At 67.2% G+C, this 21,594-nt stretch carries 20 protein-coding genes; 18 read left to right on the forward strand and 2 right to left on the reverse strand.

From position 1 onward, the window contains the following. Positions 1-83 precede the first annotated feature (83 nt). From ACSHSS_RS16950 to ACSHSS_RS17030, 17 genes are all read left to right on the forward strand, one after another. Positions 84-2,579: a copper-transporting P-type ATPase gene (locus tag ACSHSS_RS16950; RefSeq protein WP_006414896.1), complete on the forward strand. Its 2,496-nt coding sequence runs from the start codon at positions 84-86 to the stop codon at positions 2,577-2,579. A gap of 266 nt (positions 2,580-2,845) precedes the next feature. Next, complete coding sequence (locus ACSHSS_RS16955; protein ID WP_006414899.1) at positions 2,846-3,787, forward strand: LysR family transcriptional regulator; 942 nt, start codon at positions 2,846-2,848, stop codon at positions 3,785-3,787. Continuing rightward, the gene (locus ACSHSS_RS16960; RefSeq protein WP_012467522.1) at positions 3,787-4,050 is read left to right on the forward strand and encodes an EexN family lipoprotein; all 264 of its coding nucleotides are present in this window, start codon (positions 3,787-3,789) and stop codon (positions 4,048-4,050) included. Before ACSHSS_RS16955 ends, ACSHSS_RS16960 begins: the two co-directional genes overlap by 1 nt. 235 nt (positions 4,051-4,285) lie before the next feature. Beyond that, positions 4,286-6,295, forward strand: a complete 2,010-nt coding sequence (locus ACSHSS_RS16965; RefSeq protein WP_006414886.1) for a conjugal transfer protein TraG — start codon at positions 4,286-4,288, stop codon at positions 6,293-6,295. After that, the gene (locus ACSHSS_RS16970) at positions 6,292-6,768 is read left to right on the forward strand and encodes a hypothetical protein (RefSeq protein ID WP_006414893.1); all 477 of its coding nucleotides are present in this window, start codon (positions 6,292-6,294) and stop codon (positions 6,766-6,768) included. Before ACSHSS_RS16965 ends, ACSHSS_RS16970 begins: the two co-directional genes overlap by 4 nt. Further along, the gene (gene trbB, locus ACSHSS_RS16975; RefSeq protein ID WP_006414867.1) at positions 6,765-7,820 is read left to right on the forward strand and encodes a P-type conjugative transfer ATPase TrbB; all 1,056 of its coding nucleotides are present in this window, start codon (positions 6,765-6,767) and stop codon (positions 7,818-7,820) included. Before ACSHSS_RS16970 ends, trbB begins: the two co-directional genes overlap by 4 nt. Then, the gene (locus ACSHSS_RS16980; RefSeq protein ID WP_006414885.1) at positions 7,807-8,184 is read left to right on the forward strand and encodes a TrbC/VirB2 family protein; all 378 of its coding nucleotides are present in this window, start codon (positions 7,807-7,809) and stop codon (positions 8,182-8,184) included. Before trbB ends, ACSHSS_RS16980 begins: the two co-directional genes overlap by 14 nt. Next, entirely contained in the window at positions 8,181-8,465 is a 285-nt protein-coding gene (locus tag ACSHSS_RS16985) for a VirB3 family type IV secretion system protein (RefSeq protein WP_006414873.1), read from the forward strand. Before ACSHSS_RS16980 ends, ACSHSS_RS16985 begins: the two co-directional genes overlap by 4 nt. A gap of 11 nt (positions 8,466-8,476) precedes the next feature. Then, positions 8,477-10,927 carry a conjugal transfer protein TrbE gene (trbE, locus tag ACSHSS_RS16990; protein WP_006414878.1) on the forward strand — a complete coding sequence of 817 codons (2,451 nt, stop codon included), beginning with the start codon at positions 8,477-8,479 and terminating at the stop codon, positions 10,925-10,927. Then, positions 10,924-11,652 carry a P-type conjugative transfer protein TrbJ gene (gene trbJ, locus ACSHSS_RS16995; RefSeq protein ID WP_006414869.1) on the forward strand — a complete coding sequence of 243 codons (729 nt, stop codon included), beginning with the start codon at positions 10,924-10,926 and terminating at the stop codon, positions 11,650-11,652. The genes trbE and trbJ overlap by 4 nt, the downstream gene beginning before the upstream one ends. 11 nt (positions 11,653-11,663) lie before the next feature. Next, a complete protein-coding gene (locus ACSHSS_RS17000; RefSeq protein ID WP_006414882.1) occupies positions 11,664-11,966 on the forward strand; it encodes an EexN family lipoprotein in 303 nt (100 codons plus the stop codon). Continuing rightward, positions 11,963-13,345, forward strand: a complete 1,383-nt coding sequence (trbL, locus tag ACSHSS_RS17005) for a P-type conjugative transfer protein TrbL (RefSeq protein ID WP_217037618.1) — start codon at positions 11,963-11,965, stop codon at positions 13,343-13,345. Before ACSHSS_RS17000 ends, trbL begins: the two co-directional genes overlap by 4 nt. Positions 13,346-13,369: 24 nt before the next feature. Next, a complete protein-coding gene (gene trbF, locus ACSHSS_RS17010; RefSeq protein WP_006412604.1) occupies positions 13,370-14,074 on the forward strand; it encodes a conjugal transfer protein TrbF in 705 nt (234 codons plus the stop codon). Beyond that, a complete protein-coding gene (trbG, locus tag ACSHSS_RS17015) occupies positions 14,071-15,072 on the forward strand; it encodes a P-type conjugative transfer protein TrbG (RefSeq protein WP_006412599.1) in 1,002 nt (333 codons plus the stop codon). Before trbF ends, trbG begins: the two co-directional genes overlap by 4 nt. Positions 15,073-15,074: 2 nt before the next feature. Further along, positions 15,075-16,358, forward strand: a complete 1,284-nt coding sequence (locus ACSHSS_RS17020; RefSeq protein ID WP_006412605.1) for a TrbI/VirB10 family protein — start codon at positions 15,075-15,077, stop codon at positions 16,356-16,358. Then, the gene (locus ACSHSS_RS17025) at positions 16,355-16,597 is read left to right on the forward strand and encodes a DUF2274 domain-containing protein (protein WP_006412606.1); all 243 of its coding nucleotides are present in this window, start codon (positions 16,355-16,357) and stop codon (positions 16,595-16,597) included. The genes ACSHSS_RS17020 and ACSHSS_RS17025 overlap by 4 nt, the downstream gene beginning before the upstream one ends. 399 nt (positions 16,598-16,996) lie before the next feature. Beyond that, positions 16,997-18,046: a CaiB/BaiF CoA transferase family protein gene (locus ACSHSS_RS17030; RefSeq protein ID WP_445545246.1), complete on the forward strand. Its 1,050-nt coding sequence runs from the start codon at positions 16,997-16,999 to the stop codon at positions 18,044-18,046. Positions 18,047-18,159: 113 nt separating this feature from the next. Here ACSHSS_RS17030 and ACSHSS_RS17035 read toward each other — a convergent pair whose 3' ends face one another. Beyond that, a complete protein-coding gene (locus ACSHSS_RS17035) occupies positions 18,160-18,603 on the reverse strand; it encodes a PaaI family thioesterase (RefSeq protein ID WP_006397391.1) in 444 nt (147 codons plus the stop codon). A gap of 247 nt (positions 18,604-18,850) precedes the next feature. On the opposite strand from ACSHSS_RS17035, the gene ACSHSS_RS17040 reads away from it, so the two are divergent. Continuing rightward, positions 18,851-20,470: a methyl-accepting chemotaxis protein gene (locus ACSHSS_RS17040; protein WP_006397390.1), complete on the forward strand. Its 1,620-nt coding sequence runs from the start codon at positions 18,851-18,853 to the stop codon at positions 20,468-20,470. Here ACSHSS_RS17040 and ACSHSS_RS17045 read toward each other — a convergent pair. Continuing rightward, the gene (locus tag ACSHSS_RS17045; RefSeq protein WP_012468067.1) at positions 20,443-21,552 is read right to left on the reverse strand and encodes an AGE family epimerase/isomerase; all 1,110 of its coding nucleotides are present in this window, start codon (positions 21,550-21,552) and stop codon (positions 20,443-20,445) included. The two genes, ACSHSS_RS17040 and ACSHSS_RS17045, sit on opposite strands and share 28 nt — an antisense overlap. Positions 21,553-21,594: the final 42 nt, after the last annotated feature.

Below are 21,594 nucleotides of genomic sequence, written 5' to 3' on the forward strand. Positions count from 1 at the left end.
ACTTGCCGGGTGGTACGAGAACGCCGTTCCTGCCATCTGGTCGAAGCTGATAGACCCATTCAAGAAAACTCGGAGAAACCGTCATGAGCCAGCCCCCAGAGAAAACACCCGCACGAGATACTCCCGCACAGGGGGCGCTGCCGCTGGGCAACACGGCTCTTGAAACGCATGGCCACGGCGGCCGCGCAGGTGAACCCGCAGCGAAGGATTGGCCCGGCGCAACCCCGGCGGGCGTGGTCTACACCTGCCCGATGCACCCCGAGGTCCGGCAAGATCATCTTGGCGCCTGCCCGAAATGCGGCATGACGCTTCAGCCCGTCCCGGCGGGGCAGACGCCCCCCGAAGCCTCCGGTGCCAGCGGCAGCGCGGCGGGCCATCACCACCACGGACATGAGCGTGGGCACGGCCATGGGCATGCCCAAGCGCCGCAAGCCGTCCCAGCAGCAGCGGACCCGGCGCAGTCCCCGAAGCCTGCGGCGCCGGGCACCATCTACACCTGCCCGATGCACCCGCAGATCCGCCAGGACCATCCCGGCAATTGCCCGATCTGCGGCATGACCCTGGAACCGCTGCTGCCGGACCTGGACGACGACAACCCTGAGCTGCGCGATTTCTCCCGCCGCTTCTGGTGGACGCTGCCGCTGACCCTGGTGGTGCTGGCGCTGGCGATGTTCGGCGAGCGCCTGCATCTGATGGACATGGCTACGCAGAGCTGGCTGGAACTGGTGCTGGCGCTGCCGATCGTGCTGTGGGCCGGCTGGCCGTTCTTCTCGCGCGGCTGGCAGTCCGTGGTCCACCGCAGCCCCAACATGTGGACACTGATCGGCCTGGGTACGGGCGCGGCCTTCGTCTATAGCGTCGTTGCCACCACGGCGCCGGAGATATTTCCGGCGTCGTTCATCTCGATGGGCCGAGTTGGTGTGTACTTCGAGGCCGCGGCGGTCATCATCTCGCTGACCCTGCTCGGGCAGGTATTGGAACTCAAGGCGCGCTCGCAGACCTCCGCGGCGATCAAGTCGCTGCTCGGCCTCGCGCCCAAGACCGCGCGCCGCATCGGCGCCGATGGCAGCGAGGAAGACGTGCCGCTGACCCATGTGCACGTCGGCGATCTCCTGCGCGTGCGGCCCGGCGAGAAAGTGCCGGCCGATGGCGTGGTGGTCGAGGGTGCAAGCTCCGTGGACGAATCCATGCTGACCGGCGAACCGCTACCGGTGAGCAAGCGCGAGGGCGACAAGGTCATCGGCGCCACCCTCAACACCAATGGCGCGCTGGTAATCCGCTCCGAGCGCATCGGCTCAGAGACCGTGCTCTCGCAGATCGTGCAGATGGTGGCCCAGGCCCAGCGCTCCAAGGCGCCCATGCAGCGCATGGCCGATGTGGTCGCCGGTTACTTCGTGATGGTGGTCGTCGCCATCGCCATCGCGACCTTCTTCATCTGGGGCTTCTTCGGCCCGCAGCCGTCCTGGGTGTTTGGCCTGATCAACGCCGTGTCGGTGCTGATCATCGCCTGCCCCTGCGCGCTGGGGCTGGCCACGCCCATGTCGATCATGGTCGCCACCGGGCGCGGTGCGACCCAGGGCGTGCTGTTCCGCGACGCCGCCGCGATCGAGAACCTGCGCCGGGTCGATACCCTGGTCATCGACAAGACCGGAACGCTGACCGAAGGCCGTCCCGCCTTCGACCGCGTGGTCCCGGCCGAGGGCTTCACCTCCGAAGAGGTGCTGCGCCTGGCGGCCAGCCTGGACCAGGGCAGCGAGCACCCGCTGGCCGACGCCATCGTTCAGGCCGCGCGCACACAGGGCCTGGCGCTGAGCAAGCCGGAGAACTTCGAGTCCGGTTCCGGCATCGGGGTGCGCGGACAGGTGGAAGGGCAGCCCCTCGCGCTGGGCAATACGGTCCTCATGGAGCAGGTCGGTGTCGCCGTCGGTCCGCTCATGCAGCAGGCCGAATCCCTGCGCAGTGAAGGGGCCAGCGTGATGTACCTGGCGGTGGGCGGACGCCTGGCCGGCCTGCTGGCCGTCTCCGATCCGGTGAAGGCGAGCACGCCCGAGGCGCTGGCGGCGCTCAAGGCGGCCGGCCTGCGGGTCATCATGGCAACCGGCGACGGCCTGACCACCGCGAAGTCGGTGGGTGCCCGCCTGGGCATCGACGAGGTCCACGGCGAAGTGAAGCCCGCCGACAAGCTGACGCTGATCGAGCGCCTTCAGAAGGAAGGCCGGGTGGTCGCCATGGCCGGCGACGGCATCAACGATGCGCCGGCGCTCGCCAAGGCCGACGTCGGCATCGCCATGGGCACCGGCACCGACGTGGCGATGAACAGTGCGCAGATTACCTTGGTCAAGGGCGACCTGCGCGGCATCGCCACCGCGCGCGGGCTGTCGGTAGGGACGGTGCGCAACATGAAGGAGAACCTGGTGTTCGCCTTCCTCTACAACGGCCTGGGCATCCCGGTCGCGGCCGGAGTGCTGTACCCATTCACCGGCTGGCTGCTGTCGCCGCTGATCGCCGCGCTGGCGATGAGCCTGAGCTCGACCTCGGTGGTCGGCAACGCGCTGCGCCTGCGGCGCAGCAAGGTATGAACTCCGGTGTTCCCTGCGTCCTGCCGAATTGCAGGCACAGAGGCTATGCGCTGACCGTTCTGGTGAGCAAACGTGGGCAGCGACGATTCTATCTGGCAGCGTGGGGCGTATGCAGAAATGGGGCGGTCCCGTGCAGGACGTTCGCCCAGGTGAGGTCATTCATTCGCATTCCTAGAACGCCCCTCTCATGGCTAACGCAAAACGATGTCGATCATGGCCAAAGCGTTCAGATGGTCGAAGGATGCGATCACAAAAGGAGATAGCCCTTGGAACTTCGCCATCTGCGCTGCTTCCTCGCGGTAGCCTCAGAGCTTCATTTCGCTCGTGCGGCTGAGCGGCTGCATATTGAGCAGTCGCCTCTTTCGAGGGCGATTAAGGAGTTGGAAGAGGATCTGGGCGTCAAGCTTTTTGTTCGGACGACTCGCAGCACGCGGCTGACTCGTGCGGGAAAGCTGTTCTTTGAGCATGTCCCGCGCGTCTTCTCTGCCTTGCAACAGGCCCGTGACAGCGTGAAGGCCGCAGCCAACGGCTTTCACAGTCAATTACGCATCGCCCTGTCCGATGGCATCACACCGGCGCGGTTGCCAGCCTTGCTGGCGCTCTGCCGCCAGGAAGAGCCCGAGGTCGAAATCCGCTTCTTCGAAGTACCTCTGTCCCAACAGATCAAAGGACTGCATGGCGACCTGTACGACGTGGGCTTTGCCCGCGCCGATGAGGTCGGCGATGGCCTCATTGCCGAATCCGTATGGAGTGATCCGTTGATGGTGGCCGTTCCGGCGCGGCATCCCCTGCTGGCACACAAACGCATTCCCTTGGAAGAACTGCTGCGCTATCCGCTGGTGCTCTGCGATCCGCAGGCATGCGAAGGCCACGCACGGCAGGTTGATCGTGTCCTGCGCCGCGTGGATATGGAACCTCTGGTGGCCGAACGGGTGGTGTCCTGCGAACTGATGATGGCGCTGGTGTCCGCAGGCATCGCCCTGGGGCTGACGGGCTACGCGCACATACTGGCAAGCCAGGAACCTGGCGTAGTGGCGCGGCCACTGGCGGGCCGCGCACCGTTGCTGACGACCTACCTGCTGCGCCCGGAAGGTGAGCCTTCGGAAATGCTCGCCCGCTTCATTGACCGTGTGCAGGCCATCGAATCTCCTGAAGGCAGCAGGCCCATGCCGGGCCTTGATGCCGACTCCCTGGAGGAACCCGCATGATGAAGAACTCCATTCCGTTCCTGCTGGCCGTGGCATTAACCGCCTGCGGTCAATCGGAGATGCCCAAGCAGGCCGACGTGCCGACCGTGGAAGAACTGGCCGCCGACCCGGCACGGTTGAAGGAACTGCGCGAGCAGTGCAAGACGGATCGCGCCAGGCTGGGCGACGTGCTGTGCAACCGAGTTGCCGAGGCCACGCGCAAGCGGTTCTACGGCGATGGCAACACCCCGTACACGCCGCCGAAGGAACCCCCCAAGTTCTGATCGCGGGCGATTCACCAACATATTCCGTTTTCTCGCCATACACGCCGCAATGCGCCTGCGCTTGCGGCGTTTCTCTTTGGCCCGACGCTGCGCGAATTCTTTCTTTTTTCTAGACCTTTCTCCCGATAACGGTCTTTGACCGGCACCGACCCAGCACCGATTCTCGCGTCATGCGGCACGTCCTTGTGCCACGTGTGAACGAGGAATCACCGCAGAGGAAATTGGAGGCCAGTCAATGCAAGCTCAGGGTGTGCTGTTCGGACAGATCGCAGTTGTTTTCAGCATCGTGATCGCCGGTGTGTGGAGTGCTACGCAATGGACAGCCGCCGCTCTGGCCTACCAACTACGCCTTGGCTCGCCCTGGTTCGACTTCTTCGGTACGCCGGTCTATCACCCCTGGCGGCTGTTCGAGTGGTGGTTCTTCTTCGATGCCTACGCGCCGCACGTCTTCGACATAGGCGGCGCCATTGCGGGCGGCAGCGGCCTGGTCGCCGTCGTGGTTGCCATCGCCATGTCGGTGTGGCGCTCTAGGCAATCGCGCCTGGTCACGACCTATGGCTCGGCACGTTGGGCCAACACCGCCGACATTCGCAAGGCCGGGCTGGTGCAGTCTGCCGGCGTATTTCTCGGTCTGCATGACGGCCAGTACCTGCGCCATGAAGGCCCGGAACACGTCCTGACCTTCGCGCCCACGCGCTCGGGCAAAGGCGTGGGCCTGGTGGTGCCGACCTTGCTGTCATGGCCTGCATCGGCAGTGATCCACGACATCAAAGGCGAGAACTGGCAGATCACCGCCGGCTGGCGCTCGCGCTTCTCGCATTGCCTGCTGTTCAATCCGACGGACGCAAGTTCAGCGGCCTACAACCCGCTGCTGGAAGTGCGGCGCGGCGCGCATGAAGTGCGCGACGTGCAGAACATCGCGGACATTCTGGTCGATCCCGAAGGGGCGCTGGAGAGGCGCAATCACTGGGAGAAGACTTCGCACGCGCTGCTGGTCGGCGCCATCCTGCATGTGCTCTACGCTGGCGAAGACAAGACGCTGCGCGGCGTCGCCAACTTCCTCTCCGATCCTGCGTGCCCGTTCGAGCTGACGCTGCATCGGATGATGACGACGACGCACTTGGGCGATGCACCGCACCCGGTTGTCGCATCCGCCGCGCGTGAAGTGCTCAACAAGTCGGACAACGAGCGGTCGGGTGTGCTCTCCACCGCGATGAGCTTCTTGGGCTTGTACCGCGACCCCACGGTGGCCGAGGTCACGTCACGCTGCGACTGGCGCATCGCCGACCTGATTGCGTCCGAGCATCCCGTTTCGCTGTACCTGGTGGTGCCACCTTCGGACATCAGCCGCACCAAGCCGTTGATCCGGCTCATCTTGAACCAGATCGGGCGACGCCTCACCGAATCGCTCGATGGCAGCGACGGCATCGAACGCCGCCACAAGCTGTTGCTGATGCTCGATGAGTTCCCGGCGCTGGGTCGGCTCGACTTCTTCGAGACGGCGCTTGCCTTCATGGCCGGCTATGGCATCCGCAGTTTCCTCATCGCGCAGTCGCTCAATCAGATCGACAAAGCTTACGGCCAGAACCATTCGATTCTGGACAACTGCCATGTCCGGGTGACGTTCGCCACCAACGACGAACGCACCGCCAAGCGCATTTCGGAAACGCTCGGCACCGCGACCGAGCTGCGCGCGCAGCGCAACTACGCCGGCCACCGGCTCGCGCCGTGGCTCGGGCATCTCATGGTGTCGCGGCAGGAGACGGCCCGCCCGCTGCTGACGCCGGGCGAAGTGATGCAGCTCCCGCCCGATGAATCCGTGGTGATGGTGTCCAGCGTGGCGCCGATCAAGGCCAAGAAGCTGCGCTACTACGCCGACGCCAATTTCAAGCAGCGCGTGCTGCCACCACCCGCGCTGGCGGCTGGGCAGTTCGCCGACGTGCCACCGGCTCGCGCCAACGACTGGAGCGGCCTGGCGATTCCGGCCGTGCCCGCCGCATCAGCCACGGCATCCGCCGATGAGCTGGGCGGCACCGACGACGGCGGCCCGCGCCGCCAACCCGAACTCTCCGAATCCGTCGCCTACGACCCAGAGCTGGATGCGCCCGATGACCTCGCGCTGCTCGATGACGACGACGACCTGCCGCTGCCTTCTTTAGCCTCGCTCCCCGGCCAGCTTGACCCGGCCATGCAGCGCACGGCGCGGCTGGCCTCTCTCGACCCCAACGACGGAATCGACCTATGAGCCAATACCGCCTCAACCTGTTCATCCAACACGAGCACGCCAAGCGGCTGGAAGAACTCGCCGCCAAGAAAGGCGTCTCGAAATCCAGCATCGTGGCGGCGGCGCTCGCGTCTTGGCTGTCGCCGGACGCGGGCGACCAGCGCGAGGCCGCCATTGCCAAGCGGCTGGATCGCCTGTCGCGGCAGGCCGAACGCCTGGAGCGCGACCAGAACATCCAGATCGAAACGCTTGCGCTGTTCATCCGCTACTTCCTGACCGTCAGCACGCCGGTGCCCGAGGCCCATCAGGACGCGGCCCGTGCCCAGGGCAAGGCGCGTTTCGAGCAGTTCATCGAACAGCTCGGCAGGCACCTGCTGCGCGGCCGCAGTCTGGTGCGCGACGTGGTGGAAGAACTGCACCCGGACACCGTGCGCATGGATGACGCGGCGGCGCTGGCCGGAGCCCATGAACGTGCTGCGGAGCGTGCCTCATGAGCGCCGTTCCACAGATTCCGCCCGAACCACGCTCGTCGGCCACTACTTCACAGGATCGCCGCATCCAGATGCTGCGCACGGCAATGGGGCCGCTGATCGCCGCCGCGCTCGAAGACCCGGACGTGGTGGAAATCATGCTCAACCCTGATCGCACCCTATGGGTGGATCGCTTGTCGTCTGGCCGCGCGCCGCTGGGCGTGGAGCTGCCCGAGGCCGACGGCGAACGCATCATTCGCCTGGTGGCCGCGCACGTCGGCGCGGAGGTGCATCGCGGCCAGCCGCTCTTGACCGCCGAATTGCCCGAGACGGGCGAACGCTTCGAGGGCATCTTGCCGCCGGCAGCGCCAGGGCCGGCGTTCGCGCTGCGCAAGCGGGCCGTGAGCATCATCGGCCTGAATCGCTATGTGGCCGACGGCATCCTGACTGCCGGCCAGGCGGACTTCCTGCGCCGCGCCGTGCGCGAGCGCCAGAACATCCTGATCGCCGGCGGCACCAGTACTGGCAAGACCACGCTCGCCAACGCGCTGCTGGCCGAGATCGCTGCCACGGGCGACCGCGTGCTGGTGCTCGAAGACACCATCGAGCTGCAATGCGCGGCCCGCGACCACGTGCCGCTGCGCACGCGGGCCGGCGTCGTGTCGATGCAGGAGCTGGTGCGCGCCACGATGCGCCTGCGCCCGGATCGCGTGATCGTCGGCGAGGTGCGCGGCGGCGAGGCACTGGATCTCATCAAGGTCTGGGGCACCGGCCATCCTGGCGGCCTTGCCACGATCCACGCGAGTTCCGCGTTGGGCGCGCTGCTGCGCGTGGAGCAACTGATTCTCGAAGTGGCCGTGAACCCGCCGCGCGCGCTGATCGCCGAGGCGGTCAACGTCGTGATCTACATCGCTGGCCGTGGCCGCAAGCGCCACGTCGAGAGCATTGCCCGTGTCGTCGGTTTCGACGGCGTGGGCTACCACCTGGCGGATGTGCTGGAAACGCCGTTTCCCGAGTTGCCGCCGATTTCTTCCCCGTCCCCTGACCACTTGGAGAACTGCCATGACGCACGTTGATGCTTTCCGTCTTTCCGTAAATCCGCATCCCAGTCTCGCAAGACTGCGCCTCCTGGCTCGCCCTGCCGCACAGGGACTGCTGCTGGCCGCACTGATGTTGCTGCTGGCCGGCACGGCGCAGGCCGCCGGTTCCAGCATGCCGTGGGAAGGTCCGCTGACCTCCATCCTCGAATCGATCCAGGGGCCAGTGGCCCGGATCGTGGCGGTGATCATCATCATTTCCACCGGACTGGCGTTGGCGTTCGGCGACACCAGCGGGGGCTTTCGCAAGCTGATCCAGATCGTGTTCGGCCTGTCCATCGCGTTCGCCGCGTCCTCGTTCTTCCTGTCGTTCTTCAGCTTCTCCGGCGGGGCCGTCGTATGAGCGCCGCCAACGAAGGAGCGCCGGGCTTCGCGTCCGGATTCGAGATCCCGCTGCATCGCTCGCTGACCGAGCCGATCCTGCTGGGCGGTGCGCCGCGCACCGTGGCGATCGCCAACGGCACGCTGGCTGCCGCCGTCGGGCTGGGTCTGCAACTGTGGATTCCCGGTGCGGTGCTCTGGATCGTCGGCCATTCGCTGGCGGTCTGGGGCGCGCGTGTCGATCCGCAGTTCATGCAGGTCTTCGCTCGGCACATCAAGCACAAGCCGCTGCTGGACGTATAGGGGACGCCGCCATGCTGAATCTTGCCGAATACCGCCAGCGGCCCGCGCTGCTGGCCGACTGGCTTCCGTGGGCCGGCTTGGTCGCGCCGGGCATCGTCTTGAACAAGGACGGTTCATTCCAGCGCACGGCGCGCTTTCGCGGGCCGGATCTGGACAGTGCCACGCAAGGCGAACTGATCGCCACTTCGGCGCGGCTCAACAACGCGCTGCGCCGGCTGGGTTCGGGCTGGGCCTTGTTCATTGAGGCCGAGCGCCGGCCGGCGGCGGACTACCCACACTCCGACTTTCCCGAACCGCTGTCCTGGCTCGTGGACGAGGAACGCCGCGCGGCCTTCGAGGAATCGGGGCATCACTTCGAGAGCGGCTATCACCTGACATTAGCTTACCTGCCGCCGGAGGAATCGCGCGCCCGCGCGGCCAAGCTGCTCTACGAGAACGCGCCCGGCGACGGCGTGGACTGGCGCGGCCGGCTCGATGCCTTCGTGGCGGAAACCGATCGCGTCTTCGATTTGCTCGATGGCGTGATGCCGGAGATCGCCTGGCTCGATGACGCCCAGACGCTGACCTACCTGTACGCCACGGTGTCCACGCGGCGCTATCCGGTAGCCGTGCCGGAGGTGCCGTTCCACATCGACGCGCTGCTGGCCGACTCCGCGCTGGTCGGCGGCCTTGCGCCGACGCTGGGCGACCAGCACCTGCGCGTGGTGTCGGTGCGGGGCTTTCCGACTTCGACCTGGCCGGGGATTCTGGACGATCTCAACCGCCTGGGCTTCGCCTACCGCTGGAGCACGCGCTTTCTCTGCCTGGACAAAGCCGAAGCGGGAAAAGAGCTGGGCCGCCTGCGCCGCCAGTGGTTCGCCAAGCGCAAGAACGTGGTGGCGCTGCTGCGCGAAACCATCTTCCAGCAGGAAAGCCCGTTGGTCGATACCGACGCCAGCAACAAGGCGGCCGACGCGGACGCAGCGATGCAGGAGCTGGGCAGCGATCAGGTGGCCTTCGGTCACTTCACTGCCACGGTGACGGTGCTCGATGCCGATCCGGCCGCGGCCGACGAAAAGCTGCGCATGGTGGAGCGCGTCATCCAGGGCCGGGGTTTCGTGACCATCCCCGAAACCCTCAACGCCGTCGATGCGTGGCTGTCGTCCATCCCCGGCAACGCTTACGCCAACGTGCGCCAGCCCATCGTCTCGACGCTTAACCTGGCGCACATGATGCCGCTGTCGGCGGTGTGGGCCGGGCCGGAGAAGAACGACCACCTCGACGGCCCGCCGTTGATCGTCACCCGCACCGATGGCGCCACGCCGTTCCGGCTGGTGACGCACATCGGCGATGTAGGCCACACGCTGGTGGCCGGCCCGACCGGCATGGGCAAGTCGGTGTTGCTTGCCATTCTGGTGCAGCAATTCCGCCGCTATCGCGGCTCACGCGTGTTCGCCTTTGATATGGGCCGCTCGATGCGCGCCACCATCCTGGGCCTGGGCGGCGAGCACTACGACTTGGGTGCCGATGGCGGCATTGCCTTCCAGCCGCTCGCGCGGATCGACCGGGAAAGCTATCGCTCCTGGGCGGGGGAATGGGTGGAAGGCCGTCTGCTGCATGAGGGCGTGACGGTCGGCCCGGACGAGAAGGCGGTCATCTGGTCGGCGCTGGGCAGCTTGGCCGGTGCTCCGGTCGAGCAGCGCACGTTGACCGGGTTCTCGGTGCTGCTGCAATCGAACGCGCTACGGCAGGCACTCGCGCCCTATGTGCTCGGTGGCGCGCACGGCAAGCTGCTGGACGCGGACACCGATCGTCTCGGCTTCGGTGACGTGCAAGGCTTCGAGATGGAAGAACTGATGCACAGCCCCGCCGCCGTGCAAGCGGTGCTGCGCTACCTGTTCGCCCGTTTCGATGAGCGGTTCGACGGTGCGCCCACGCTGCTGGTTCTGGATGAGGCGTGGCTGTTCCTCGATGAGCCTTCCTTCGCCGCGCGCATTCGCCAATGGCTGAAGACGCTGCGCAAGAAAAACGTGTCGGTGATCTTCGCCACGCAGAGTTTGGCGGACATCAAGGATTCGAGCATTGCGCCCGCAATCATCGAGAGCTGCCCGAGTCGGATCTTTCTCCCCAATCCGCAGGCGACCGAGCCGCAGATTCGCACGATCTACGAGGGCTTCGGCCTCAACAGCCGGCAAATCGAAATCGTCGCTACCGCCCAGCCCAAGCGTGACTACTACTACCAATCGCGCCTCGGCAATCGCCTGTTCGACCTCGACCTGGGGCCGGCGGCGCTCGCCTTCGCGGGCGCTTCCACACCGCAAGACCAACGCGACATGGACCGCGTACTGACGCAGGCCGGCGCTCCCGGCTTCGCCGGCGCGTGGCTGCGCCATCGCGGCCTCGACTGGGCCGCCGACCTGCTGCCGTCCTCACCGGCGGCGACTTCTTTCCTTGCTTCTAAACCGCTGGAGATTTCGCCATGAAGATTCGCCTTCTCACTCTCACTGTTGCTGCGTTGATCGGTGTCATGCCCGCTGCGCAGGCGCAGTGGGTTGTCGTTGATCCGACCAACCTCGTGCAGAACACGCTGACCGCCATTCGCACGATGGAGCAGATCAACAACCAGATCAATCAACTGCAAAACGAGGCGCAGATGTTGATAAACCAGGCCCGCAATCTGGCGAGCCTCGATTTCAACATCGTCAACCGCCTGCGCTCCACGCTCGCCACCACCGAACGCCTGATCGCCGAGGCGCAGGGACTGGCCTACGACGTGCAGAGCATGGATGCCACGTTTGCCCGTCTGTACCCGGAGCAGTACGCCGCGACCATTAGCGGCGACCGCATGGCGCAGGACGCCCGCGAACGCTGGAAGAACACGCTCGATGGCTTGCATACCGCGATGCGGATGCAGGCACAGGTGTCGCAGAACCTGGCCCAAGACGAAAGCGCGCTGGCCGACCTCGTGAGCCAAAGCCAGTCGGCCACCGGCGCCCTGCAGGCGCAGCAGGCGACCAACCAGCTTCTGGCCTTGCAGGCCAAGCAGTCGATCCAGTCCCAGCAGCTCCAGATCACGCAAGACCGGGCGGCCTCGCTGGAACTGGCGCGGCAGGCGGCGGCGACCGAGCGCGCCCGCGAAGTGCGGCGGCGCTTCCTCGGCAGCGGCACGCCGTACACGCCGCAGTCCGTCAATTTCTACAACAACTGACGGAGGCGGCCATGCGATGCGCTTCCGTCCTGTCGGTTTCGCTGCTGGCCCTGCTGCTGACCGCGTGCGGCCAGCAGCCAGCCGAGAACTTGGCCGACGCCTTGACCGCAGACCCAGTGCGGCTCAAGGCGTTGCGTGCGCAGTGCGCGGACGACCGGCAGGCCGTGGACGAAGACGACTGCCGCGCTGCCGCCGAAGCGTTCCGGCGGCGCTTCTTCTCCGGTCAGGCCGGGCCGGACGAATACCGGACGCTGGCCGAACTGCCGCCGATTCCGGCGAGCTTCGATGAACCCCTTGGAGAGGACGCGCCATGAACGACGTGACCATCATCGACCGTTTCCTCGATACGTTCTCCCGCTACATCGACTCCGGGTTCGGCCTGCTGCAAGGCGAAGTGGCGTTCCTGACGGCTACGCTGATCGTCATCGACATGACCATCGCGGGCCTGTATTGGGCCATGAGCCAGGCCACTGGCCAGGGCGAGGACGTGATCGCCAAGCTGCTGCGTAAGGTGCTCTACGTCGGTGCCTTCGCCTACATCATCGGCAACTTCAACTGGCTGGCCAGCATCGTCTTCCGCTCGTTTGCTGGACTGGGCCTGACGGCCACCGGCTCGACCATGACGATGGAGAACTTTCTGCAACCAGGGCGGCTAGCCAAGACCGGTATCGACGCCGGCGCGCCGATTCTGGAGCAGATCGGCAACATGGCGGGCTTCCCCGAAGTCTTCGTGAATATCGACCCCATCGTGGTGATGTTCCTCGCCTGGCTCACCGTGATCCTGTGTTTCTTCGTGCTGGCGATCCAGCTTTTCATCACGCTGATCGAGTTCAAGCTGACCACGCTCGCGGGCTTCGTGCTGGTGCCGTTCGCGCTGTGGAACAAGACCTCGTTTCTCGCCGAAAAGGTACTCGGCAACGTGGTGTCGTCGGGCATCAAGGTCTTGGTGCTGGCTGTCATCGTCGGCATCGGTTCGGGCCTGTTCGCGGAGTTCCAGGTTCACCCCGACGAACCCTCCATCGATCACGCCCTTGTCGTGATGCTGGCCTCGCTCGCGCTGCTGGCGCTGGGCATCTATGGGCCGGGCATCGCAACCGGCCTGGTGTCTGGTGCGCCGCAGCTTGGCGCCGGCGCGATGGCGGGTGCCGCTGTCGGTGCCGCCGGCACAGCCGTTGCCATCGGTGCCGCCGCGACCGGCGTGGGCGGTGCGGTCATGGCCGGGGCACGCATGGCGCCGGCGGCCGCGAAGCTGGCCGGCGCCGGTGCGCGTGCCGCCACGTCGGTCGCCGGCGGCGCAAAATCGGCATTCCAAGAGGGTTCCGCCGCTGCGGGCGGCGGCGCCAAGGGTGCGATGGCCGGCTTGGGCAATGTCGCCAAGACCGGCGCGCAGTCTGCCGGGCGCAGCGCCGCATCTGGCGCGTCCGGCGCAGCGCAGAAGATGACCGGCTCTTTCCGCGCTGGATTGAACGGTACAGAGGCCGGTGGCGACGCTGCGTCCGGTGCGGCTGGCGCCGGCCAGGCAGCCGCAGACGGCACCGCCAGCTCGCAGAAGCAAGCGCAGCCCGCATGGGCCAAGCGGATGCACCGCCGCCAGCAGATCACCCATGCCGCGACCACTGCCGCACACACGTTGCGCGGCGGCGATGGCGGCGGCTCCGGGCAAGGCCCGAGCCTGCGCGGCTCCGACGACTGAAGCGATTCACAAGGAGAACTGACCATGCGATTCAAACGACCGCAGGTGCGCTATGCCGATACGCCGCAGCCTGCCACTCCGTATCAAGCCGCCGCCCAGGTGTGGGACGAGCGTATCGGCTCGGCTCGCGTGCAGGCGAAGAACTGGCGGCTGATGGCCTTCGGCTGCCTGGTGCTGGCCTTGCTGATGGCCGGCGGCCTGGTGTGGCGCTCGGCGCAGTCCATCGTGACGCCCTACGTCATCGAAGTCGATCAATCCGGCCAGGTGCGTACCGTGGGCGAGGCGGCCACGCCATACCTGCCCGCCGATGCGCAGATCGCGCATCACCTGGCGCGCTTCGTGACGCTGGTGCGTTCGCTGTCCATCGACCCCATCGTCGTGCGGCAGAACTGGCTCGATGCCTATGACTACACCACCGACCGGGGCGCGGCCGTGCTCAACGACTACGCGAGCAAGAACGATCCGTTCGCCCGCGTCGGCCGCGAATCGGTGACGGTACAGATCACCAGCGTCACGCGCGCCAGCGACGCCTCGTTCAACGTCCGCTGGACGGAACAGCGGTTCGTCAATGGCGCACCCGCTGGCACCGAACGCTGGAATGCCGTGCTTTCTACCGTTCTGCAAACCCCGCGCACCGAACAGCGCCTGCGCAAGAACCCACTGGGGATCTACGTCAACGGCCTGTCGTGGAGCCGCGAACTGGATGCTTCCGAAGGAGCCAAGCCATGAACCTGCCTTTCCGCTTTTACGCTTTCGTGCTGATGTTCGCAGCTCTGTCGGGTTGCGCCTCGCAAGGCAAGCCACCGCCGACCATCTCGCTCGATGAGCCAGTGCAGGCGCAGCCGCTGCCCGAACCGCCCAAGCCGGTCGAAGTCGTCGCCGTGCCCGAGCCACTGGCGCTGCCGGCGCAGTTGAAGCCGCTGCCGAAGCTGGACGAGGCAGCGACCGCGCCGGAGCCGGCCGACGAGAAGATGCGCGTCTCGCGCGCCAATGCCGAGGCGCGCATCGCGCCGACCCGCGAGGGCTACGTCAACGCGATTCAGGTGTGGCCGTATAGCGACGGCGCGTTGTATCAGGTCTATGCGGCACCGGGGCGCGTCACCGTGGTTTCGCTCCAGCCTGGCGAGGAACTGGTGACGGTCGCCGCTGGCGATACCGTGCGCTGGATCGTCGGCGACACGTCCAGCGGCAGCGGCGAGGCGTTGCGCGTCAATGTGCTAGTCAAGCCCACCCGTTCGGGCCTGAAAACCAATCTGGTCATCACCACCAGCCGGCGGACGTACCTGCTGGAACTGACTTCGACCGAGAAGGCATGGATGGCCTCGGTGTCATGGGACTACCCGAAAGACCGGATGCTGGCCTTGCAGCGCCAGGCGCAGGCTGCACAGACAGCCGCGCCGGTCGATACCGGCCTGGCGTTGGAGAAGATCCGCTTCCGCTACACGATCAGCGGCAGCAATCCGCCGTGGAAGCCGCAGCGGGCCTTCGATGATGGCGAGAAGGTCTACATCCAGTTCCCGCCGGGCATCGCGCAAGGCGAACTGCCGCCGCTGTTCGTCATCGGCGCGCAGGGTGACGGGCAACTGGTCAATTACCGTTTCCGTTCGCCGTACTACATCGTGGATCGACTCTTTGGTGCGGCCGAACTGCGCCTGGGTGGCGATGGTGGTGACGTGGTGCGGATCGAGCGCACCGACGGGGCTGTGGGCGCAGCGCGGAGGAACTGACAATGAGCCAGGACGACACTCCCGACCTCGCCGCGCCGCAGGCGGCGGGCAAGATCGCGCCCGAGGCGGTGGCGCTACGCGCCCAGCCGCGCCCGGTCACGCGCCTGAACCGGCGCACGCTGGCCATCCTCGCCGGCGGCCTGTCGGTCGCCGTGCTCGGCGCGCTGATGTGGTCGCTGCAACCGCAGCGGCGCGGGGCCAACGAGCAGACCGAGCTTTACAACGTCGATCGTGTCTCCAAGTCCGAAGGTCTGGACGCGCTGCCGGCGGACTACTCCAAGCTGCCGCCGGCCTTGCCGCCCAAGGTGCCCGAACTGGGGCCGCCGCTGCCGGGTGATCTTGGACCGGCCATCGTCAAGTCGCAGCAGCCGGTGACGGCCGCCTATGCGGCCCCTGCCCACGACCCCAACGACGCGCTGCGCAAAGAGGCCGAAGCAGCTGCGGCTTCGTCGGTGTTCTTCCGCTCAGGCACGCAGAAGGCCGCGCCGGTGGCGCAGTCGCAGGCCGCGGCCGCGCCGGGCTCCGCGGCCAATGCGGCGTTCGACCCGATGGCTGCCGGGCCAGCCTCGACGGCGGCGCAGCCTACTGACCCTACGGCGGTGCAGAACCGGCAAGACCAGAAAGAGGCGTTCCAGAAAACCGGAACCACGGAAACCCGTAATTCCGGCAACCTGACCCTGCCGGCTTCGCCGTATCAGGTCATGGCCGGGACGGTCATCGCCGGGGCGCTGGTGACGGGCATCAAGTCGGATTTGCCGGGCGACGTGATCGCCACGGTGACCGAGCCGGTCTATGACACGGCCACCGGGCGCTTTCTGCTGATCCCGCAGGGTTCGCGCATCCTGGGCCGCTACAACAGTCAGGTCAGCTACGGGCAGAGCCGCGTGCAGGTGGTGTGGAATCGGATCATCCTGCCCGACACGTCTTCGCTCACGCTCGACAACTTGGTCGGCACCGACCCGGCAGGCTATGCCGGCCTGGAGGATGGTGTCGATTGGCATTGGGATCGGATCTTTGCCGGCGCAGCGCTTACCACGCTGCTGGGCGTGGGGGCCGAACTGGCGGCGCCCGAGAACCGCCAGGACGGTGATCGCATCATCATCGCCGGGCGCGACGACGCGCAGGACAGCATCAATCAGGTCGGCCAGGAGATGACCCGGCGCAACATGAACATCCAGCCGACGCTGACCGAACGGCCGGGTCTGCCGGTTCGCATCATCGCCAACCGCGATCTGGTGCTGCGGCCCTACCAGCCGTTGTTCTTCAACAAGGGGACTTCACGATGACGACGCGCAAGCTCCGGCTCGGGCCGCTCCCGAAAACGGAATCCACGAAACTGACCTTTGCCTGCCCGGTAAGCCTGAAAGCCGACCTCGACCACTACGCCGCGCTGCACGCGCAGGCGTATGGCGAGGCGGTCGATGCCCTGACGCTGATCCCGCACATGCTGGAGGCGTTCATGGCTGGGGATCGGGGATTCAGGAAGGGAGGCGCGGGCAAAGCCGCGCCGCCGAAGCCAAGCTGACGATACCGCTTCCCTTTGTCGGCCATCCCTCGAACGCGCAGCCCAAGGCTGCGCGTTCGTCGTTCTGGAGGACGGTGGCCGATTGGGCTATGCTGACGAAGCAAGCCCGCCGTCTGCTGGCAATCGCTCCCCGATGCAGCACGCTCCGGCTCTCTACCGCGACGCTCTTATGTGGCTCCTAGCCCACAACGCCGCAGCCCCGCAAAGCGGCCCAAAGTAGAGCTAACCCCGCGTCCCATATAGACTTCCAGCCATCCGGTTGGTTTCACTAAACGCTTGACTCCGACCCTTTTTTGTTTGAGCGGCGTGCGAGCGCGAATGTCGATCGACCGCGACGCACGGGTTCGGCGCAGATGTTGAAGCGTCCACGCCGACCGGCCGCGAAGACGGGAGAACCGCATGTCGCTTGACGCACCGCTTTCCGGCGTCCATGTCGTCGAATTCGAAGGCCTCGGCCCCGGCCCGCTCGCCGGATGGATGCTCGCCGGCATGGGCGCGCGCATCACGCTGGTCGCGCGTCCCGCCGGCCGTTCGAGCGCGCCCGACGCCTTGCGCAGCCGCGACGGCGATCTGCTGCGCGAAGGCAAGACGATCGTCGAACTCGACCTGAAGTCCGCCGCCGGCCGCGAGGAGGCACTGGACCTCGTCGCGCACGCCGATGCGCTGATCGAGGGGCTGCGCCCCGGCGCGATGGAGCGCCTCGGCCTCGGCCCCGACGCCTGCGCGCGCCGCAATCCGAAGCTCGTCTACGCGCGGATGACCGGCTGGGGCCAGCACGGCCCGCTCGCGTCGGCTGCCGGACACGATCTGAACTATGTCGCGCTCACCGGGATGCTGTCGCTGTCCGCGCCTTGCGACGGCCGGCCGGGCCTGCCGCCGACCGTCGTCGGCGATGCGGGCGGCGCGCTCGGCCTCGCGTTCGGCATCGTCTGCGCGCTGTTCGACGTGCGCGCGGGCGGGCCCGGCCGCGTCGTCGACGGCGCGATCGTCGACATCGTGTCGATGCTCGGCACGCTCGCGCTATGGGCGCGCGCCAACGGCCAGCTCGACGGCGCGCAGCCGAGCCTGTTCCACGACGCGCCGTTCTACGACGTGTATCGCTGCGCCGACGGGGGATGCGTGACGATCGGCGCGCTCGAACCGCCGTTCTATGCGCTGCTGATCGAACGGCTCGGCCTGACCGACGTCGATCCCGCCTCGCAGTACGATCGCACGCGCTGGCCCGCGCTGAAGGCGCGTTTCGCCGAGGTATTCGCGCAGCATCCGTCTGCGCATTGGCGCGCGCTGCTCGAAGGGACCGACGCGTGCTTCGCGCCGGTGCTGAGCGTCGCCGACGCGGCCGACCATCCGCACAACGTCGCGCGCGGCCTTTATCGCACCGATCGCGACGGTAATCTGCGCGCGCGCGTGGCGCCGCGGTTCATGCCGTTGAACGACGATTCCGCGTGAGGCGACGCGCGGTCCGGCGTGACGGCGAGACGGCGTGACGCGCCGCGCCCTGCCGACGATCGCGCCGCCGCATGCCGCGCCGCACGAGAGCCGACGCGCGGCCCGCACCGCGCTTACGCAGTTTCCTGCGGCGCGCCCGGATTCTTGCCGTCGCCGACGCGATTGATCGTGCCTTGCGCGATCGCGACGAGCCGTTCGTGATCGCCGTCGATGACGAACACGTGACACTGGCAGGTCGCCTGGTGCCGCCCCGCATAGACGAGCTTCGCGCGCGCGACCAGCGTGCCGTTCACGGCCGGCCGCAGATAGTTGATCTTGTATTCGCCGGTGACGACGCGCGGGCCCAGCGCGAGCGCGCCCGCGAACGTGAGCGCGTTGTCGGCGAGATAGCTAATGACGCCGCCGTGCACGAAACCGTGCTGCTGCCGCAGTTCGTCGCGCACGGCGAGACACAGCGACACTTCGTTGTCGCCGATATGCATCAGCTCCGTGCCGAGCAGCATGCTGAACGGTTGCGCGCGCAATGCGCCGCGCGCGTGGTCCACGATGTCGGTCATCGACTTTCCTCGCAATGTGTGGCCGCTTGCGCTGAACTCTAGGAAGGGGGCTGCCGATAAGCAAGGAAATTCGTCCGCGTTTCTTGCGATCGGCGGCGCGATGCGACGCGATTATTGCGTCGAATGCGGTGGGGCGCATCGTCCGCGGGCGATTCCATGGGAATGACTGAAAGGTAGCTAAAGTCGGCCGAAGAATTGCCGCTAATGCCGGGGCATTGCTCCATCGTCCGCTCTCCAGGAATTCTCCATGTTCGGAAAAATCAAGCTCGCGTCGGGTCTGCTCGGCGTGTTGACCGTGTTCTGCGTCTTTCTGTTCGCGATCGAAGCGCTCGGCTTCTGGGCGCTCGCGTCGACGCGCAGCGGCGTCGACGATCTGTCGAACGTCGCGATCGCGCAGGTCGATTCCGCCAATCAGGCGACGGAACGGCTGCTCGACGCGCGCGTGAACCTCTCGCGCGCCGGCACGCGGATGGTGCGCGGCGGCCCGAAGCCCGACGACATCATTCGCCATGCCAGCGACTCGCTCGTCGAAGCGGACAAGGCGTTTGCCGTGCTGACGTCCGCGCAGCCCGTCGACGAGGCGAACCGCGCGCGCGTCGCGGCGCTCGTCGAGCGTTATCGCGCGCTGCGCGGCGCGCTCGGGGAACTCGTGCAGTTTCTCGACGCCGACAATATCCAGGCCTTCCTCGATCAGCCGACGCAACGCTTCCAGGACGCGTACGTCGCCGAACTGCGCCGTTTCGCCGACTACGGCGCCGCGTCGAGCCGCACCGCGCTCGACACGATCGACGGCGGCATGCAGTGGTTCAAGTGGGTCGGCATCGTGCTGCTGATCGCGATGCTCGCGACCAGCGCGGCGATCTACGCGGCCGCGCGGCGTGCGGTCGTCGCGCCGCTCGACGAGGCGGGCCGGCACTTCGAGCGGATCGCGCAGGGCCGTCTCGACGAAGCGGTGCGTGCGCGCGGCGTGTTCGAAATCGACCGGATGCTGCGCGGCCTCGCGGCAATGCAGGCCAGCATCGCCGATACCGTACGCACGGTGCGGCAGGCGTCCGACGCGATTCACGTCGGCGCGGGCGAAATCGCGGGCGGCAACGCGGACTTGTCCGCGCGTACCGGCACGCAGGCCGCGTCGCTCGAGGAAACCGCCGCGAGCATGGAAGAGCTGACCGCGACGGTCCGGCAGAACACCGACAGCGCGCGGGCCGCGAGTGCGCTGGCCGACGCGGCGCTCGAGGCGACGAGCCACGGCGGCGGCGTGGTCGACAGCGTGATCGAGCGCATGCGCGGCATCGCGCAAAGTTCGGGCCGGATCGCGGAGATCATTTCGGTGATCGACGGCATCGCGTTCCAGACCAACATCCTCGCGCTCAATGCGGCGGTCGAGGCGGCGCGCGCGGGCGAGCAGGGCCGCGGGTTCGCGGTCGTCGCCGGCGAAGTGCGCTCGCTCGCGCAGCGCAGCGCGCAGTCCGCGAAGGAGATCAAGGCGCTGATCGAGGAATCGGTCGCGCAGATCAACGGCGGCGCGGAACTCGTCGAACGCGCGGGTGACGCGATGCGCACCGTGTCGGAGTCGATTACGCGCGTCGTGCAGACGATGTCCGAGATCACGGCCGCGTCGGTCGAGCAGACGTCCGGCATCGAGCAGGTGAATCAGGCCGTCACGCAGATGGATCAGCTGACGCAGCAGAACGCCGCGCTCGTCGAGGAAGTCGCCGCGGCTGCGGCGTCGCTGAACGAGCAGACCGCGCAGCTGATGCGCGCGGTGTCGGTCTTCGAGCTCGGCGACGCGCGCGGGGCGTATGCGCCGCGTGTCGCGACGTCGGCCGCCGAGCCGCGTTACGCGCCGGTCGGCAGCGCCGCGTAAGCGGTCGCGAGGTGGTACGGCGTCGTCGACGGCATGTCGGCGCGCGACACCTGGCCGTCGGCCGTCTTGCACTCGAACCAGCCGCGCGGATGCAGGAAGCGCGCGGCGAAACGCGCGATCTGCGTCGCGAGCGGCGCGGACGCCGGCGTGCCGCCGTGCGTCGCCAGCGCGCGCAGATATTCGGTCTGCGCCCAGATCCGCTGCGTGCCGTCGATGCACGTGCCTTGCGCGTCGAGCGCCGCGCAGACGCCGCCCGTCTGCGGATCGACGCCGTGTCGTTCCGCGAACGCGAACGCGCGCGTGAGCGCCTCGGGGAGCGTCGTTTGCGCGAGCCGTGCGCCGGCCGCATCGACCAGATAAAACCATTCGAACTGATGGCCGGGCTCGAAGCGGTTGTCGGCCGCGCCGAGCGGCAGTTCGGCGACGCAGCCGGTCGCCGGATCGACGAACGTGCGCTCGACGGCCGCCGCAGTGCGTGCGAGCGCATCGTCGAATGCGGTATCGCCGAACGCGTCGGCGGCCGCGAGCCACGCTTCGGTCAGATGCATCAGCGGATTCTGCAGCGCGCCGCTGCCCGACGACGAAAAGTCGGCCGCGCGCGCGGCATCGAGCAGCGCGTCGCCCGGCTGCGGCGCAAAGCGGTCCTGAATCAGCGCGGCCGTCTCCTCGGCAACCGTGCGCGCGTCGCCGTCGCCCGATGCCGCATACCACGCGGCGCACGCGAAGACGACGAACGCGTGCGTGTACAGATCCTTCGTCGTGTCGAGCGGTGCGCCGTGCGCATCGACGCTGTAGAACCAGCCGCCGTGCTGCGCGTCGCGGAAGCGGCTGCGCAGCGTGTCGAACAGCACGGCCGCGTGCGCGGCATCGCCGGCCTGGGCGAACACGAACAACTGCCGCGCGCAGGCCATCGCGCGATAGCGCGTGACGGGCAGCGGCGCATGCGTGGCCGGATCGACCGCCTCGAACGGCAAACGTAATGTATGGTCGAACCCTGAACCTCGCCAGATCGGCAAGACGACGTGCGCGAAGTGGTGGCGCAACTGGGCGGCCTGGGCGGATGCGGAGTCGGAAACGGACATGGCGGGGTTGTGCGCTGGGATCGATTCGTGTCGGCGCGGCCC

This window comes from Burkholderia sp. BC1, assembly GCF_052683555.1.

Coding starts and splice junctions, on each gene's coding strand:
- ACSHSS_RS16950 (WP_006414896.1), top strand. CDS start 84: ATGAGCCAGCCCCCAGAGAAAACACCCGCACGAGATACTCCCGCACAG.
- ACSHSS_RS16960 (WP_012467522.1), top strand. CDS start 3,787: ATGAAGAACTCCATTCCGTTCCTGCTGGCCGTGGCATTAACCGCCTGC.
- ACSHSS_RS16965 (WP_006414886.1), top strand. CDS start 4,286: ATGCAAGCTCAGGGTGTGCTGTTCGGACAGATCGCAGTTGTTTTCAGC.
- ACSHSS_RS16970 (WP_006414893.1), top strand. CDS start 6,292: ATGAGCCAATACCGCCTCAACCTGTTCATCCAACACGAGCACGCCAAG.
- trbB (WP_006414867.1), top strand. CDS start 6,765: ATGAGCGCCGTTCCACAGATTCCGCCCGAACCACGCTCGTCGGCCACT.
- ACSHSS_RS16980 (WP_006414885.1), top strand. CDS start 7,807: ATGACGCACGTTGATGCTTTCCGTCTTTCCGTAAATCCGCATCCCAGT.
- ACSHSS_RS16985 (WP_006414873.1), top strand. CDS start 8,181: ATGAGCGCCGCCAACGAAGGAGCGCCGGGCTTCGCGTCCGGATTCGAG.
- trbE (WP_006414878.1), top strand. CDS start 8,477: ATGCTGAATCTTGCCGAATACCGCCAGCGGCCCGCGCTGCTGGCCGAC.
- trbJ (WP_006414869.1), top strand. CDS start 10,924: ATGAAGATTCGCCTTCTCACTCTCACTGTTGCTGCGTTGATCGGTGTC.
- ACSHSS_RS17000 (WP_006414882.1), top strand. CDS start 11,664: ATGCGATGCGCTTCCGTCCTGTCGGTTTCGCTGCTGGCCCTGCTGCTG.
- trbL (WP_217037618.1), top strand. CDS start 11,963: ATGAACGACGTGACCATCATCGACCGTTTCCTCGATACGTTCTCCCGC.
- trbF (WP_006412604.1), top strand. CDS start 13,370: ATGCGATTCAAACGACCGCAGGTGCGCTATGCCGATACGCCGCAGCCT.
- trbG (WP_006412599.1), top strand. CDS start 14,071: ATGAACCTGCCTTTCCGCTTTTACGCTTTCGTGCTGATGTTCGCAGCT.
- ACSHSS_RS17020 (WP_006412605.1), top strand. CDS start 15,075: ATGAGCCAGGACGACACTCCCGACCTCGCCGCGCCGCAGGCGGCGGGC.
- ACSHSS_RS17025 (WP_006412606.1), top strand. CDS start 16,355: ATGACGACGCGCAAGCTCCGGCTCGGGCCGCTCCCGAAAACGGAATCC.
- ACSHSS_RS17030 (WP_445545246.1), top strand. CDS start 16,997: ATGTCGCTTGACGCACCGCTTTCCGGCGTCCATGTCGTCGAATTCGAA.
- ACSHSS_RS17035 (WP_006397391.1), bottom strand. CDS start 18,603: ATGACCGACATCGTGGACCACGCGCGCGGCGCATTGCGCGCGCAACCG.
- ACSHSS_RS17040 (WP_006397390.1), top strand. CDS start 18,851: ATGTTCGGAAAAATCAAGCTCGCGTCGGGTCTGCTCGGCGTGTTGACC.
- ACSHSS_RS17045 (WP_012468067.1), bottom strand. CDS start 21,552: ATGTCCGTTTCCGACTCCGCATCCGCCCAGGCCGCCCAGTTGCGCCAC.